Here is a 15,549-nt window from a genome sequence, read left to right as displayed (position 1 = left end):
CAAAAGGGGCTATTTTCTCACTCCCAATATGAGTCAAAGCCTGAGACAGGAGACGGAGAATGAAAGTTTGTGGCGCTCGCCGTGTTCGGGTATACTATTTTCCCGTCCTGGTTATTCCATCGTTTCACCCTAACTTCTCAGGTTCAGCATGACAACGAACTATATTTTTGTGACCGGCGGGGTTGTATCCTCTCTGGGTAAAGGCATTGCCGCAGCCTCCCTCGCAGCCATTCTTGAAGCCCGTGGCCTTAATGTGACCATGATGAAGCTGGATCCGTACATCAACGTCGATCCAGGTACCATGAGCCCGATCCAACACGGGGAAGTGTTCGTTACTGAAGACGGCGCTGAAACCGATCTGGACCTGGGTCACTACGAGCGCTTCATTCGCACCAAAATGACCCGTCGTAACAACTTCACGACTGGCCGTATTTACTCCGACGTTCTGCGCAAAGAGCGCCGTGGCGACTATCTGGGCGCTACCGTTCAGGTTATCCCGCACATCACTAACGCCATTAAAGAACGCATCATTGCGGGTGGCGAAGGTCACGACGTCGTGCTGGTTGAGATCGGCGGTACGGTAGGTGATATCGAATCCCTGCCGTTCCTCGAAGCGATCCGTCAGCTGGCGGTGGATATTGGTCGTGAACACGCGTTGTTCATGCACCTGACCCTGGTGCCGTACATGGCTGCCGCAGGTGAAGTGAAAACCAAACCGACCCAGCACTCCGTAAAAGAGCTGCTCTCCATCGGTATTCAGCCTGACATCCTGGTTTGCCGTTCCGATCGTGCCGTTCCGGCCAATGAACGTGCGAAAATTGCATTGTTCTGTAACGTGCCAGAAAAAGCCGTTATTTCAATGAAAGATGTCGATTCCATTTATAAAATTCCGGGCCTGTTGAAATCACAGGGCCTGGACGATTATATTTGTAAACGATTCAGCTTGAACTGTCCGGAAGCTAACCTGTCTGAATGGGAACAGGTTATTTACGAAGAAGCGAACCCGGCAGGCGAAGTGACTATCGGTATGGTCGGCAAGTACATCGAACTGCCGGACGCCTATAAGTCCGTTATCGAAGCGCTGAAACACGGTGGCCTGAAAAACCGCGTAACCGTCAACATCAAGCTGATCGATTCGCAGGATGTTGAAACCCGCGGTGTAGAAATTCTGAAAGATCTGGATGCTATTTTGATCCCTGGCGGCTTCGGCTACCGTGGCGTTGAAGGCAAGATCGCCACCGCACGCTATGCGCGTGAAAACAATATTCCTTACCTCGGCATTTGCCTGGGTATGCAGGTTGCACTGATTGAATTTGCCCGTAATGTGGTGGGCATGGAAAACGCGAACTCTACGGAATTTGTGCCAGACTGTAAGTACCCTGTTGTGGCGCTGATTACCGAATGGCGCGACGAAGAAGGTAACGTCGAAGTCCGTACCGAGAAAAGCGATCTGGGTGGCACGATGCGTCTGGGTTCTCAGGCTTGCCAGCTCTCTGATGACAGCCTGGTACGCCAGATGTACGGTGCGCCAGTCATCACTGAACGCCATCGTCACCGTTATGAAGTGAACAACCTGCTGTTGAAACAAATTGAAGCTGCGGGTCTGCGTATTGCGGGCCGCTCCGGGGATGATCAGTTGGTCGAGATCATCGAAGTGCCGAACCACCCGTGGTTCGTTGCCTGCCAGTTCCACCCGGAATTTACTTCTACGCCGCGTGATGGACATCCGCTGTTTGCTGGCTTTGTGAAAGCCGCGACGGAGTTCCAGAAGCGTCAGGCGAAGTAAGAAAAGTTAGAACGGCAACGCGTACCAGAGGTACGCGTTGTTTGTCTGGAGTTTTAGTTTAACTTGTACTGAGGAAAATCTAATGTCCAAAATCGTTAAAGTCATCGGTCGTGAAATCATCGACTCCCGTGGTAACCCGACTGTTGAAGCCGAAGTACACCTGGAAGGTGGTTTCGTAGGTATGGCTGCTGCGCCGTCAGGTGCTTCTACTGGTTCCCGCGAAGCGCTGGAACTGCGCGATGGCGACAAATCCCGCTTCCTGGGCAAAGGCGTAACCAAAGCGGTTGGCGCAGTAAACGGTCCTATTGCTCAGGCAATCCTTGGCAAAGATGCCAAAGATCAGGCTGGCATTGACAAGATCATGATCGATCTGGACGGTACTGAAAACAAATCTAACTTCGGTGCGAACGCAATCCTGGCTGTTTCCCTGGCTAACGCCAAAGCAGCAGCTGCTTCTAAAGGTCAGCCACTGTTCGAACACATTGCTGAACTGAACGGCACTCCAGGCAAATACTCTATGCCAGTTCCGATGATGAACATCATCAACGGCGGTGAGCACGCTGACAACAACGTCGACATCCAGGAATTCATGATTCAGCCGGTTGGCGCGAAAACTGTTAAAGAAGCCATCCGTATGGGTTCTGAAGTTTTCCATCACCTGGCAAAAGTTCTGAAAGCCAAAGGCATGAACACCGCTGTTGGTGACGAAGGTGGTTATGCACCTAACCTGGGTTCTAACGCCGAAGCACTGGCCGTAATCGCTGAAGCAGTTAAAGCAGCAGGCTACGAGCTGGGCACCGACATCACCCTGGCGATGGACTGTGCAGCATCTGAATTCTACAAAGACGGTAAATACGTTCTGGCTGGCGAAGGCAACAAAGCCTTCTCTTCCGAAGAGTTCACTCACTTCCTGGAAGAGCTGACCAAACAGTACCCAATCGTCTCCATCGAAGATGGTCTGGACGAGTCTGACTGGGATGGTTTCGCATACCAGACTAAAGTCCTGGGCGACAAAATCCAGCTGGTTGGTGATGACCTGTTCGTAACCAACACCAAAATCCTGAAAGAAGGTATCGAGAAAGGCATCGCTAACTCCATCCTGATCAAATTCAACCAGATCGGTTCTCTGACCGAAACTCTGGCTGCGATCAAAATGGCGAAAGACGCTGGCTACACTGCCGTTATCTCTCACCGTTCAGGCGAAACTGAAGACGCGACCATCGCTGACCTGGCTGTTGGTACCGCTGCTGGCCAGATCAAAACCGGTTCTATGAGCCGTTCTGACCGTGTTGCTAAATACAACCAGCTGATTCGTATCGAAGAAGCGCTGGGCGAGAAAGCACCTTACAACGGTCGTAAAGAGATCAAAGGTCAGTAATTCACGCTGAACTTTCATCTTTAGAAAAACCCGCTTCGGCGGGTTTTTTTTTATCATTACACCGTCGGTACGCGATGACGTGTGCATACCGCCTGTTCAATAATTTCGGCAGCCCGTGCTGCCCCTCCGGCATTTATCAGCTGAGTCTGGAGGGCGGTGATGCGCTGCGTGTACTGCTTATTTTCCAGCAGGTCGAGAAGATGCTGGCTGAGCGTGCGGCTCGGCGAAAAACGGCAGGCCTTCAGGCCAATGCCGCTGAAGACCACTCGGGCGGCGACGCCTGGCTGATCAAACGCCAGAGGTACGGCGAGGATCGGCGTGGCGGTGGCGATGGCATCCATAACCGTATTCAGCCCTGCGTGGGTGATGACGGCGCTGGCATCGCGCAAGACCGCCAGCTGATCGGTAAATCCTACGGTTTGCGCCCCCGCACGCGCCAGCCGGGCGGTTTGACTTGCATTGAGTCTGTCACAGTGGGCAATAAGCAAGGGCACACCAGCCTGTCGGCAGGCGCGGGCAATCGTGCGGAACAGCCCGTAGCGGTAGCCCTGGAGCGTGCCCAGTGAGGCAAAAACAAACGGCTTCTTATTGCCGGTAGAGACCGTTGGCGGATCGTAGCGTAGCGGGCCTACCTCATGGAAGCAGGCGGGCAAGGTGCGTGGAAAATCAAAGCCCGGGATGGTCTGGCTGATTTGCGCCAACGGCGACAGGCATTGATCCAGCCTGGTGCGCGAGGGCAGACCAAACGCCCGGGCATGACAGGCAATGACCCGCCCCTGTTTCGACATCAGCCAGTCATAAACATCCGCGCTGGAGGCGTATAATTTCCGGCTGCGATTGCTGGTGCCATAGCGAAAAGGCATCACCGGCAAGGGAATGGTGTTATCCCGGTTTACCGGCAGGGCGCAGCAGATAGAGATAAAGGGCAGGTTGAGCGCTTGTGCAACCAGCCCTCCTGCCGGCTCCATCTGATCGACAATCACGGCGTCAATATTGTGCTGTCTGAAGGCGAGAGGCAGTTCACGGCACAGCATATCGGTAACGCTTGCCATGTCTGATATCAGGCGGAAAAAACCCGGCTCTTGCATCGCAGACGGCGTCGGGTGACCCACGGCGATGAAGTGCGCCTGCGGTTCCCTGAGCAGCGTGCGGGCCTCTTCCTGCTGAAAAAAAGTGACCCGATGGCCGCGCACGATAAGGTGTTTTGCCAGTGCTTCCATAGCGCGCATATGGCTGTATAACGGTAGCGTTATTACCGCAAAATGGCTCATTCTGCTTGTCCAGTATTCTGATGGCTACTCAGTCAAAGGGGTTAACGTCGACAGCCGGGTGGGCGATATCTTAAAAGCGTAGCGTAAGTTTTAATGTTTTTAACATTGCCTTCTGACCACGGCTTTCCACCCTAAGGCTGTTAACCTGGCTATCCTTAAACTGACCGGAATAAAATCGTGACGGGGGTTGTTTTGCCTGATTATGTGCGATCTGCAATAATGCCCCCCCCGTAAATCTGACCAGAGATAACTATGCAGTACCCGATTAACGAGATGTTCCAGACCCTGCAAGGCGAGGGTTACTTCACCGGCGTTCCCGCTATTTTTATTCGTCTGCAGGGATGCCCGGTTGGCTGTGCCTGGTGTGATACCAAACATACCTGGGAAACGCTTAGCGATCGGGAAGTGTCACTGTTCAGCATTCTGGCGAAAACCAAAGAGAGCGACAAATGGGGCGCAGCAAATCCGGAAGATCTGCTGGCGATCATTGGTCGTCAGGGCTGGACGGCGCGCCATGTGGTGATCACCGGCGGTGAACCTTGCATTCACGATCTGATGCCGCTCACCATGCTGCTGGAGAAGAACGGCTTTAGCTGTCAGATTGAGACCAGCGGCACCCATGAAGTGCGCTGCTCCCACACCACCTGGGTGACGGTATCGCCAAAAGTCAATATGCGTGGCGGTTACGACATCCTCTCCCAGGCGCTGGAGCGTGCCGATGAGATCAAACACCCGGTCGGGCGCACGCGCGATATCGAAGCGCTGGACGAGCTGCTGGCAACGCTGACGGACGAAAAACAGCGCGTTATTGCGCTGCAGCCCATCAGCCAGAAAGAGGATGCCACCCGTCTGTGTATTGAGACTTGTATTGCGCGTAACTGGCGTCTGTCGATGCAGACGCACAAATACCTGAACATCGCCTGATAGCCCTGCGGCCTCTGTTACTAAGGGGCCTGCAATTTGGGTAATAACGCCCAGGCCACCACCGCCGAACCGAGACAAATCGCACTGTTAAACAGCAGCGCGTACTGTGCGGCGCTGGCCATGCCCAGCGGCAGCAGCAGGGCATACAGTGAAGCCGTTACGGCGATCCCCATTGCTCCGCCCAGCGAACTGCCCATCTTATAGATCCCTGATGCCACCCCAACTTTGCTCTCTGGGGCGTTCATCACCGCCGTGTCTGTCGATGGCGTGGCATAACAGCCCAGCCCGAGGCCAAACAGGACGTTGCTGAAAAAGACGGTCACGATATAGATCTCTTTGCTCAGGAAAGTGCAGGAGATAAAGGTGATGCCGATTGCGGTCAACACCGGGCCGGTCATCATCGGCAGGCGGGCGCCATAGCGTTGAAGCAGCTTTTCTCCAACGCGAATCATGGCGAGCACCGTCACCAGATACCCCAGCGTCATCATTCCGGTTTGTAAAGGCGTCAGATGATGGCCCTGCTGTAACCAGATGCTGGTGATCATCATGGTGCCAATACAGCCGTTGAGCATGAAGTTTGAGAGCACCGCCGCGCTGTAGGCCCGGTTTTTAAACAGCGCAAAATCAATCAGCGCCGCATCGCCTTTGCGCAGGCCGGTATAGATAAAACCGAGTGCCGCGAGGATCGTTGCCCCCAGCACCGTCAGTGACAGGCCGCTGCCCCAGCCCCAGCTATGCCCTTTGCTGATAAACAGGTTGAGCAGCACCAGCATACAGACAAAACTCACCAACCCGCCAATATCCAGCTTGTGCTGACCAGCACTGGCGCTTCGGCTTTCCGGCGTACCGCGGATCAACAGCAGTGCAGCCAGGGCCATCGCGATGGAAAAAACAAAAATCCAGCGCCAGCCCAGGCTGGTGGCAATCGCGCCGCCAACAAACGAGCTCAGGCCACTGCCGCCCCAGGAGCCAATGACCCAGAAGCTGATCGCCCGCTGGCGCGCTTTACCGTCGTACCAGGTTTTAATCAGCGCCAGTGTCGCGGGCATAATGCAGGCTGCCGACAGCCCCTGGATCGCCCGTCCCAGCAGGAAAAGCACCGGTTCCCGGGTCAGAAACAGCAGGCCGCTGCCGATGATACTCAGCACCAGGCCGATAACCGTCAGGCGCACGCGGCCAAACTTATCGGCAAAGCCACCGCTGGCAACCACAAAGCAGCCGCTGAATAACGCGCTGAGACTGACTGCCAGCGTGAGCGTCTCCAGGGATATGTCGAGGCTATTTTTCATGGCCGGCACGACGTTAATCACCGACTGGGCAAATAACCAGAATGTCAGAACGCTCAGAACAATACCCGCCAGCAGTCGATCGTTACCTGCGAAAGCCGGGGTGCCTGTCAGGGGAACGGTACTCATTGTGCAGCCCTCCTGGGGATATGGGATCAACGCAGATAGTGTTCGGTCAGGGCGCTCCAGAGTGCGGCGCCGGTGATCAGGATCTTGTCGTTAAAGTCATAGCCCGGGTTATGCACCATGCAGCGATCCGCTTCATCGCCAGCGCCGATGGTGAAGTAACAGCCGTCAGGGTTCTTTTCAAGCATAAAGGCGAAGTCTTCACTGCCCATGAATGAACCGATAGCGGCCACAGCATCCTGTCCGAACAGATCCTGGGCGACGGTACGCACCATCTCGTTGGCCGCAGGATTATTGATGAGCACCGGGCTGCCGTTGATATGACGGATGGTGGCCGTGGCGTTGAAGCTCTCTGCCTGCGCAACGGCGATATCGTGGATGCGCTGCAGAACGGTTTGACGCACCTTTTCGTTCAGGGTGCGCACGGTCAGTTTCATCAGAACTTTGTCGTTGATGATGTTGGGCGCATGACCGGCCTGAATACTGCCGACCGTCACCACGGCGGGTTCAAATGGAGTGATATTGCGCGACACAATCGACTGCAGGGCGAGGGTAATATGGCAGGCCACCAGCGTCGCATCGACGGTATGTTCCGGCAGGGCACCGTGCCCACCCACACCATTAACTTCAATGTGTATAGTGTCCGAGGAGGCCATCATGGCGCCATCGCGCAGGCCAATTTTGCCCAGTTTCTGCCCCGGCATATTATGCAGGCCAAAAATATGGTCGCAGGGGAAGGTCTCAAACAGGCCATCTTCGACCATCACCCGTCCGCCATACAGGAGCTCTTCCGCTGGCTGGAAAATCAGGTGCAGCGTGCCGTTAAAGTTGCGGGTGCGCGCCAGGTACTCGGCGGCATAGAGCAGGGTGGTGGTGTGGCCGTCGTGACCGCAGCCGTGGAATTTGCCTTCAACGGTGCTGCTCCACGCTTTGCCGCTCTCCTCCTGCATCGGCAACGCATCCATATCGGCGCGAAGACCAAGACGTTTGCTGCCGTTGCCCACTTTCAGGGTGCCGACCACCCCGGTTTTTGCCATCCCGTGATGTACCTCATATCCCCATTGCTGAAGCAGTTCCGCAACGCGCTGGCTGGTTTGCTGCTCCTCAAAACCGATCTCAGGATGCTGATGAAAATGTCGCCGCAGCTCAATAAACTGCGCTTCGTTGCCCTGCAGTGCTTCAACAATCGGATGTGTCATTTTTGTTATCCTTTTTTTATCAAACAATGCTAATTTCGAGTTTATGCCGATCGCAGCGACGGAAAATGCACTTTTTTGTTGTGAAGCGACGCATTATTTCTGATTGTTTTTCATACAATTCCGTTATGACAAAAAACAGCGCGTCATAATTTGTCTTCCCTGGAGGAACACATGGAGCAACGGGGTAGCGAGTTTTGGGTGAAGGTGCAGGATATTCGTCAGTTTCATCAGGAGGAGGACGACGCGCTGACGCTGCTGTGGCTGCTGGAAGGGAGCGCCGACCTGCACACCGACCAGCGGCAGATGACCCTGACAGCGGATAGCCTGACGATCGTTAATCGCAATCAACGCTGGCAGCTCACCAGCGAGAGCGGCAATACGACGATGTGTGTCATGCTTTCCGGGCGCTGGATCCAGCAGCTCTGTAGCGACTTTTTTACCCATGATTACGCCATCCCACCCGAAGCCGGGAGCGGCTGGCCTCCTGGTGATGAGCTACGCCATCTTCTGCGCCAACTGCTGGTCTGCACCCTGATCAACGATCAGCATCGCTACCGGCTGGAGGCGACCCGCTGGCTGAGCGAGATCCTGCTCCTGCTGACCAGCCGGTTTCAGCAACCCGCCCGCCTGCTTCTGCGGGAACATCATCCGGGCGTAAGCAAACGCATCGCCCGAGTGGTGGAACGCATCAACGCCAGCTACACCCGACGCATTACGCTTGCTGAAATCGCCGGAAGCGAATTTGTTTCAGAAGCCTGGCTCTCCCGTCTTTTTCGCAAAGAGATGGGCGTCAGTTTTATGCAGTACATTACCACCCTGCGCCTTGAGAAGGCGGCCGACGCGCTTCGCCTGACCAACCGTCCGCTGCATCAGATTGCGCTGGAGCAGGGGTTCGCCAGTACGCGGATGATGAGCGATCTGTTCCGGCGTCATCACCAGATGGCCCCGGGAGCGTATCGCAAACAACGTCGTCATCACGCCGGGATGCCCCGTCTACGTCCAGGCAATGGGGAGCAGCGTTATCCGGTGGCAGTGGACAAGCTCTTCAGCCTGCTAAATGAAGCCGAAACGCGCGGTCGGGAGCCGTTGCCATTAACCCCGCATCCGGTGCAGGAGAGGGTGCTCGATCTGCATCTTCTCAAGCCCGCCGCGCCGCTGCGTCATACCCGAATGGTAGTGACGGTGCGTGAGCTGGACGATCTGCTGCGGGAGGATGTGCGCCGGGAGCTGGAAAAGCTGGGGGAGGCGATGCCTCTTTTCGGGATTGATATCGCTGAGCCATTTCTCAGTAGCCGCCTGTTTGCCAGCGGCTGGGACGATCCGCTGATGGCAGGTTATGCCTGCTGGTACAACCTTCATCAGGTCTTCAGCTGGCTTGCTCAAAAACAGTGGACGGTGCTGCTGCATACCGGCCTGACAACCCGCACCGACCTGCTGGCGCGTTTCTTACAGCAGTCGGTCAATCACTTTTCGCCTGAGATTACCGATCGCTGGCAATTTGTGATGCACTGGTCAACGCAGGCGAGCGAGGAGACAAGAGCGCAGGTCTGGCAGGCTCAGCGGGCGACGCTGCGGGAATATCTGCCGCAGGCGACGTTCGGCGTGTGGCACCGTTTTGCGCCCGGGCACACGGGGCATAACGATGAGGCTCTGCTGGACTCGACTCTCCTCACCCAGGCCGATTTTTTGGCCTGTCCGGCCGATGGCAATGAGCTTCTCGATCTGGCGCAGCTGGATCCGGCTCATCTCTCTTCCTCTGAAAACTATCCGGTGCAGAAGGTCCGGCAGATCCTGACCTCGCTTCGTCAGCGAAAGCTCTCGCTTCCGGTATGGCTGCTGTCGTGGAATACCCTCACCGGCAACACGCGCGCCACCAACGGCTGGTTTTTTCGTGGGGCACTGCTGATGCAAAACCTGCTCGGACTGTCGGAACAGGTGTGGCTGGCCGGGTTCTGGCTCAACTCGGGCTTACAGGGGGAAGCGCGGGCCAACAATACCATCGATACCTCGAGCCTGGCGCTGCAGTATAACCACGGCCTGCCGCGCCCGATCTATTGGGTAGTCTGGCTGTGGCGACGCCTGCGCGGTGAGGTGTTAGTCAACGAAAAGAATCTTCTGCTATTGCGCCACCACAACGGATACCAACTGCTGCTGCGCAATACGGTGGTGTTTAACCCGTTACTCTCCAGCGAAGAGGCTTTCATTCAGCGTTTTCGCCAGCAGTACCACGTTCAGCTGAAGGGGCTAAGCGGCAGGTGGCGGATTAAGTGTCATCTGTTTGATCAGCACAACGGCGCGCTGTACCCCTTGATTGAAGGCGTGCGCAGTGAAAGGGGACCTGACGAAGAGATGTGGCGCTGGATGGAGCATAAAGCGCGTCCAACGTTGTCAATGCGTGATGAACGGCTTCATGATGGCTGGCAGATTACGGCGTCGCTGGAAAGCAACGCGCTGATGCTCTTTGAGCTCGCGCCGTTGCTCTCTCATGAGACGTAATTATTCGCCGCGGTAGACGCAGCCCGCGGTGCAGGTCTCTTTGATCATTACCGCACTCAGCAGCGGCACCAGCGGTTTGATCTCATTCCAGATCCATTTTGCCAGCACTTCGCTGGTCGGATTTTCAAGACCCGGAATATCGTTCAGATAGTAATGATCGAGGCGATCGTAGGTCGGCTTGAAGGCGGCCTTCAGCTCGGCAAAATCCATGATCCAACCGGTATGCGGATCGACTTCACCCGTGATCTCCAGACGCACCATAAAGGAGTGTCCGTGCAGACGACCACATTTATGCCCTTCCGGGACGTGAGGCAGATGGTGGGCGGCTTCGAAGATGAAATCTTTAAACAGTGTGGTGGACATCGTGGACTCTCAAAAATGCGGAAAAAACCGCCGTAGAGTACCGGAAAGTACATTTTTTATCATTAACTAAAACGGGCATTATGGTCAGGGGCACCTGACAGCGTAATAAGGGCTGTTTTTTATTTTATTTTTCAAGGGGATGGTTAATCACTTTTATTGTTAAGAACAATAGCTAAAAGAGGTTAGTCCATTTGGTTATTTATTATTTCCATCCTGTCTTTAATTGTTATGATCCGCGCCGTTAACCTTACACTCTGTTCTGTCTTTCAGATAAAAATTCAGCTTTGCTACTGGAACATAACGACGCATGACAACACAGGCCCCACCTTCAAATTTGCTTCCCCTGAACCCGGAGCAACTGGCACGCCTGCAGGCGGCCACCACTGACTTTTCACCCACCCAGCTGGCCTGGGTATCCGGTTATTTCTGGGGAATGCTCAATCAACAGCCGGGTGCTGTGGCGAGTGCGCCGGCTACGGCTTTAGAGATCCCGGCAATCACGCTTATCTCCGCCTCGCAAACCGGCAACGCCCGTCGCGTGGCGGAAGCCCTGCGCGACGATCTGCTCGCAGCCAAACTGAACGTGAACCTGGTGAACGCCGGGGACTATAAATTTAAGCAAATCGCGTCAGAGAAGCTGGTTATCGTTGTGACCTCAACCCAGGGCGAAGGTGAGCCGCCTGAAGAAGCGGTTGCGCTGCATAAGTTCCTGTTCTCGAAAAAAGCGCCAAAACTGGCGGGCACCGCCTTTGCGGTCTTCGGCCTTGGCGACTCTTCCTATGAATTCTTCTGCCAGTCGGGCAAAGATTTCGACAGCAAACTGGCCGAGTTGGGGGCAGAACGCCTGCTGGACCGCGTCGATACCGACGTTGAATACCAGTCTGCGGCGGCCGAATGGCGCGCGCGCATTGTCGAGGTGCTGAAAGCCCGCGTACCGACCGGGACGCCAGCCCAGGCGGCAGCCACCGCCGCTGGCGCAGTCAACGACATTCACACCAGCCCCTACACCAAAGAGGCCCCGCTGACGGCGAGCCTCTCGGTGAACCAGAAAATCACCGGTCGCGATTCAGAGAAAGATGTGCGCCATATCGAAATCGATCTCGGCGACTCGGGTCTGCGCTACCAGCCGGGTGATGCCCTTGGCGTCTGGTACCAGAACGATCCGGCGCTGGTGAAAGAGCTGGTTGAGCTGCTGTGGCTGAAGGGTGACGAGCCGGTCAGCGTGGAAGGCAAAACGCTGCCGCTCTCTGAAGCGCTGCAGTGGCATTTCGAGCTGACCGTTAATACCGCGAACATCGTGGAGAACTACGCCACGCTGACCCGCAGCGAATCCTTGCTGCCGCTGGTGGGCGATAAAGCCAGGCTGCAACACTACGCCGCCGCCACGCCCATCGTGGATATGGTGCGTTTCGCGCCAGCCCAGCTGGATGCCCAGGCGTTAATCGACCTGCTGCGTCCGCTGACGCCGCGCCTCTACTCTATCGCCTCTGCGCAGGCCGAGGTGGAGAACGAAGTCCACGTCACCGTGGGCGTCGTGCGTTACGACATCGAAGGGCGCGCCCGCGCCGGCGGCGCGTCGAGCTTCCTTGCGGATCGCGTGGAAGAAGAGGGCGAGGTGCGGGTCTTTATCGAGCACAACGACAACTTCCGCCTGCCCGCCAACCCGGAAACCCCGGTGATCATGATTGGTCCGGGCACCGGTATTGCGCCGTTCCGCGCCTTTATGCAGCAGCGCGCCGCTGACGAAGCGCCGGGTAAAAACTGGTTGTTCTTCGGCAACCCGCACTTCACCGAAGATTTCCTCTATCAGGTGGAGTGGCAGCGCTACGTTAAAGAGGGCGTACTGAGCCGCATCGATCTGGCCTGGTCCCGCGATCAGAAAGAAAAAATCTACGTACAAGACAAACTGCGCGAACAGGGCGCAGAGCTGTGGCGCTGGATCAATGACGGTGCCCACATTTATGTCTGCGGCGACGCCAATCGCATGGCGAAAGACGTTGAGCAGGCTTTACTGGAAGTGATTGCCCAATTCGGCGGTATGGATGCCGAAGCGGCGGATGAATATTTAAGTGAGCTGCGCGTCGAGCGCCGTTATCAGCGAGATGTCTACTAATGAGCGAAAAACATCCTGGCCCACTGGTGGTCGAAGGCAAACTGTCTGATGCCGAGCGCATGAAGGTTGAGAGTAACTACCTGCGCGGCACCATTGCCGAAGATTTAAATGACGGTCTGACCGGCGGTTTCAAAGGCGACAACTTCCTGCTGATCCGTTTCCACGGCATGTACCAGCAGGACGACCGCGATATCCGCGCCGAGCGTGCTGAACAGAAGCTGGAGCCGCGTCATGCGATGCTGCTGCGCTGCCGCCTGCCGGGTGGCATCATCACCACCAAACAGTGGCAGGCGATCGACAAGTTTGCCGGTGAAAATACAATTTACGGCAGCATCCGTCTGACCAACCGTCAGACCTTCCAGTTCCACGGCATTCTGAAGAAGAACGTGAAGCCGGTACACCAGATGCTGCACTCCGTCGGGCTGGATGCGCTGGCGACCGCCAACGACATGAACCGTAACGTGCTCTGCACATCCAACCCGTACGAGTCCGAGCTGCATGCCGAAGCGTATGAGTGGGCGAAGAAGATCTCCGAGCATCTGCTGCCGCGTACCCGCGCTTATGCCGAGATCTGGCTCGATCAGGAGAAAGTGGCGACCACCGACGAAGAGCCAATTCTGGGCCAGACCTACCTGCCGCGTAAGTTCAAAACCACGGTGGTGATCCCGCCGCAGAACGATATCGATCTGCACGCCAACGACATGAACTTCGTGGCCATTGCCGAGAACGGCAAGCTGGTGGGCTTTAACCTGCTGGTGGGCGGCGGTCTATCTATTGAACACGGTAACAAAAAGACTTACGCCCGTACCGCGAGCGAGTTTGGCTATCTGCCGCTGGAGCACACCCTGGCGGTGGCGGAAGCGGTAGTGACCACCCAGCGCGACTGGGGTAACCGTACCGATCGTAAAAACGCCAAGACCAAATACACCCTTGAGCGCGTGGGCGTTGAGACGTTCAAAGCCGAAGTGGAACGCCGTGCGGGTATCAAGTTTGAGCCGATCCGCCCGTACGAATTCACCGGGCGTGGGGATCGTATTGGCTGGGTAAAAGGTATCGACGATAAATGGCACCTGACGCTGTTTATTGAAAATGGCCGTATCCTGGACTATCCGGGTCGCCCGCTGAAAACCGGTCTGCTGGAGATCGCGAAGATCCACCAGGGCGAGTTCCGCATCACCGCCAACCAGAACCTGATCATTGCCGGCGTGCCGGAAAGCCAGAAGGCGAAGATCGAGAAGCTGGCGCGGGATCATGCCCTGATGGAGGCGGTTAAACCGCAGCGCGAAAACTCCATGGCCTGCGTCTCGTTCCCGACCTGTCCGCTGGCGATGGCTGAAGCTGAGCGTTTCCTGCCGTCGTTCACCGACAAGGTCGAAGCGATTCTGGAGAAACATGGCATTCCGAACGAACATATCGTGATGCGCGTGACCGGCTGCCCGAACGGCTGCGGCCGCGCGATGCTGGCCGAGCTGGGGCTGGTGGGCAAAGCGCCAGGGCGCTATAACCTGCACCTGGGCGGTAACCGTATCGGCACCCGTATTCCGCGCATGTTCCGGGAAAACATCACCGAGCCGGAAATCCTTGATTCCATCGACCTGCTTATCGGGCGCTGGGCGAAAGAGCGCGAAGCGGGTGAAGGCTTCGGCGACTTTACGGTGCGTGCGGGCATCATTCGCCCGGTGCTCGATCCCGCACGGGATTTCTGGGAGTAACCCACCCTTTGCCCGGTGGCGCTTCGCTTACCGGGCCTACGGGTTTTGTAGGCCGGGCAAACGCAGTGCCGCCCGGCAAAACAGGCAAACGAGGTTCTTATGTCCGTACTCGATCTAAACGCCCTTAACGATCTGCCAAAAGTCGAACGCATTCTGGCGCTGGCCGAAACCAACGCCCAGCTGGAGAAGCTGGACGCCGAAGGGCGTGTCGCCTGGGCGCTGGAAAATCTGCCGGGCGAATATGTGCTGTCGTCGAGCTTCGGTATTCAGGCGGCGGTCAGCCTGCATCTGGTGAATAAAATTCGCCCGGATATCCCGGTGATCCTCACCGATACCGGCTACCTCTTCCCGGAAACCTATCAGTTTATCGATGAGCTGACGGACAAGCTTAAGCTGAACCTGAAGGTCTATCGCGCAGAGCAGAGCGCGGCCTGGCAGGAAGCTCGCTACGGCAAGCTGTGGGAGCAGGGCGTCGAGGGCATTGAGAAATATAATGCCATCAACAAAGTTGAGCCGATGAACCGGGCGCTGTCCGAGCTCAACGCCAAAACCTGGTTCGCCGGCCTGCGCCGGGATCAGTCCGGTAGCCGGGCCTCTTTACCGGTTCTGGCGATCCAGCGCGGGGTGTTCAAGGTGCTGCCGATTATCGACTGGGACAACCGGACCGTATACCAGTACCTGCAACAGCATGGCCTGAAGTATCACCCGCTGTGGGATCAGGGCTATCTGTCGGTAGGGGATACCCACACTACCCGTAAATGGGAACCGGGTATGGCAGAAGAAGAGACCCGTTTCTTTGGCCTCAAGCGCGAGTGCGGGCTGCACGAAGGGTAATGTTTGCCCGGTGGCGGCTACCCCTTACCGGGCCTACAAATGCGCATCCTGTTGGCCCGGT

General features: G+C 56.4%; 11 protein-coding genes. 7 read left to right on the top strand and 4 right to left on the bottom strand.

The window, feature by feature from the left end:
* The first annotated feature begins 148 nt into the window (after positions 1-148).
* Positions 149-1,786 (top strand): glutamine hydrolyzing CTP synthase, encoded by a 1,638-nt coding sequence (gene pyrG / locus B3X29_RS12925; RefSeq protein WP_103180932.1) that lies wholly within the window; start codon positions 149-151, stop codon positions 1,784-1,786.
* An 82-nt stretch (positions 1,787-1,868) separates the two neighbouring features.
* Positions 1,869-3,164: a phosphopyruvate hydratase gene (eno, locus tag B3X29_RS12920; protein WP_103180931.1), complete on the top strand. Its 1,296-nt coding sequence runs from the start codon at positions 1,869-1,871 to the stop codon at positions 3,162-3,164.
* 56 nt (positions 3,165-3,220) lie between these two features.
* On the opposite strand, the gene B3X29_RS12915 is transcribed toward eno, so the two are convergent.
* Entirely contained in the window at positions 3,221-4,435 is a 1,215-nt protein-coding gene (locus B3X29_RS12915) for a glycosyltransferase (protein WP_159339798.1), read from the bottom strand.
* Between the two features lie 252 nt (positions 4,436-4,687).
* Here B3X29_RS12915 and queE point away from each other — a divergent pair, with 252 nt between their 5' ends.
* On the top strand, positions 4,688-5,359 hold the full coding sequence (queE, locus tag B3X29_RS12910; protein ID WP_103180929.1) for a 7-carboxy-7-deazaguanine synthase QueE: 672 nt from the start codon (positions 4,688-4,690) through the stop codon (positions 5,357-5,359).
* Positions 5,360-5,379: 20 nt separating this feature from the next.
* On the opposite strand, the gene B3X29_RS12905 is transcribed toward queE, so the two are convergent.
* Both B3X29_RS12905 and B3X29_RS12900 read right to left on the bottom strand, forming a co-directional pair.
* Positions 5,380-6,774, bottom strand: coding sequence for an MFS transporter (locus B3X29_RS12905; protein WP_290554581.1), 1,395 nt, complete (start codon positions 6,772-6,774; stop codon positions 5,380-5,382).
* Positions 6,775-6,800: 26 nt separating this feature from the next.
* Positions 6,801-7,970 (bottom strand): M20 aminoacylase family protein, encoded by a 1,170-nt coding sequence (locus B3X29_RS12900; protein ID WP_103180927.1) that lies wholly within the window; start codon positions 7,968-7,970, stop codon positions 6,801-6,803.
* 171 nt (positions 7,971-8,141) lie between these two features.
* Here B3X29_RS12900 and B3X29_RS12895 point away from each other — a divergent pair, with 171 nt between their 5' ends.
* Positions 8,142-10,466: a helix-turn-helix domain-containing protein gene (locus tag B3X29_RS12895; protein ID WP_159339797.1), complete on the top strand. Its 2,325-nt coding sequence runs from the start codon at positions 8,142-8,144 to the stop codon at positions 10,464-10,466.
* Here B3X29_RS12895 and queD read toward each other — a convergent pair whose 3' ends face one another.
* Entirely contained in the window at positions 10,467-10,829 is a 363-nt protein-coding gene (gene queD / locus B3X29_RS12890) for a 6-carboxytetrahydropterin synthase QueD (RefSeq protein ID WP_103822703.1), read from the bottom strand. It abuts the gene before it with no gap.
* Positions 10,830-11,136: 307 nt separating this feature from the next.
* Between queD and cysJ the strand changes: the two genes are divergently transcribed.
* From cysJ to cysH, 3 genes are all read left to right on the top strand, one after another.
* Complete coding sequence (cysJ, locus tag B3X29_RS12885; protein ID WP_159339796.1) at positions 11,137-12,942, top strand: NADPH-dependent assimilatory sulfite reductase flavoprotein subunit; 1,806 nt, start codon at positions 11,137-11,139, stop codon at positions 12,940-12,942.
* The gene (gene cysI, locus B3X29_RS12880) at positions 12,942-14,654 is read left to right on the top strand and encodes an assimilatory sulfite reductase (NADPH) hemoprotein subunit (protein ID WP_103180923.1); all 1,713 of its coding nucleotides are present in this window, start codon (positions 12,942-12,944) and stop codon (positions 14,652-14,654) included. Before cysJ ends, cysI begins: the two co-directional genes overlap by 1 nt.
* Before the next feature lie 99 nt (positions 14,655-14,753).
* Positions 14,754-15,488, top strand: coding sequence for a phosphoadenosine phosphosulfate reductase (gene cysH / locus B3X29_RS12875; protein ID WP_103822701.1), 735 nt, complete (start codon positions 14,754-14,756; stop codon positions 15,486-15,488).
* Positions 15,489-15,549 lie beyond the last annotated feature (61 nt).

The sequence above is a fragment of the Leclercia sp. UBA5076 genome (assembly GCF_002416465.1).
Taxonomy (GTDB): Bacteria; Pseudomonadota; Gammaproteobacteria; order Enterobacterales; family Enterobacteriaceae; genus Enterobacter.
The sequence above is the reverse complement of the archived record's forward strand: the minus strand, read 5'-3'. Positions and strand labels throughout refer to the sequence as shown.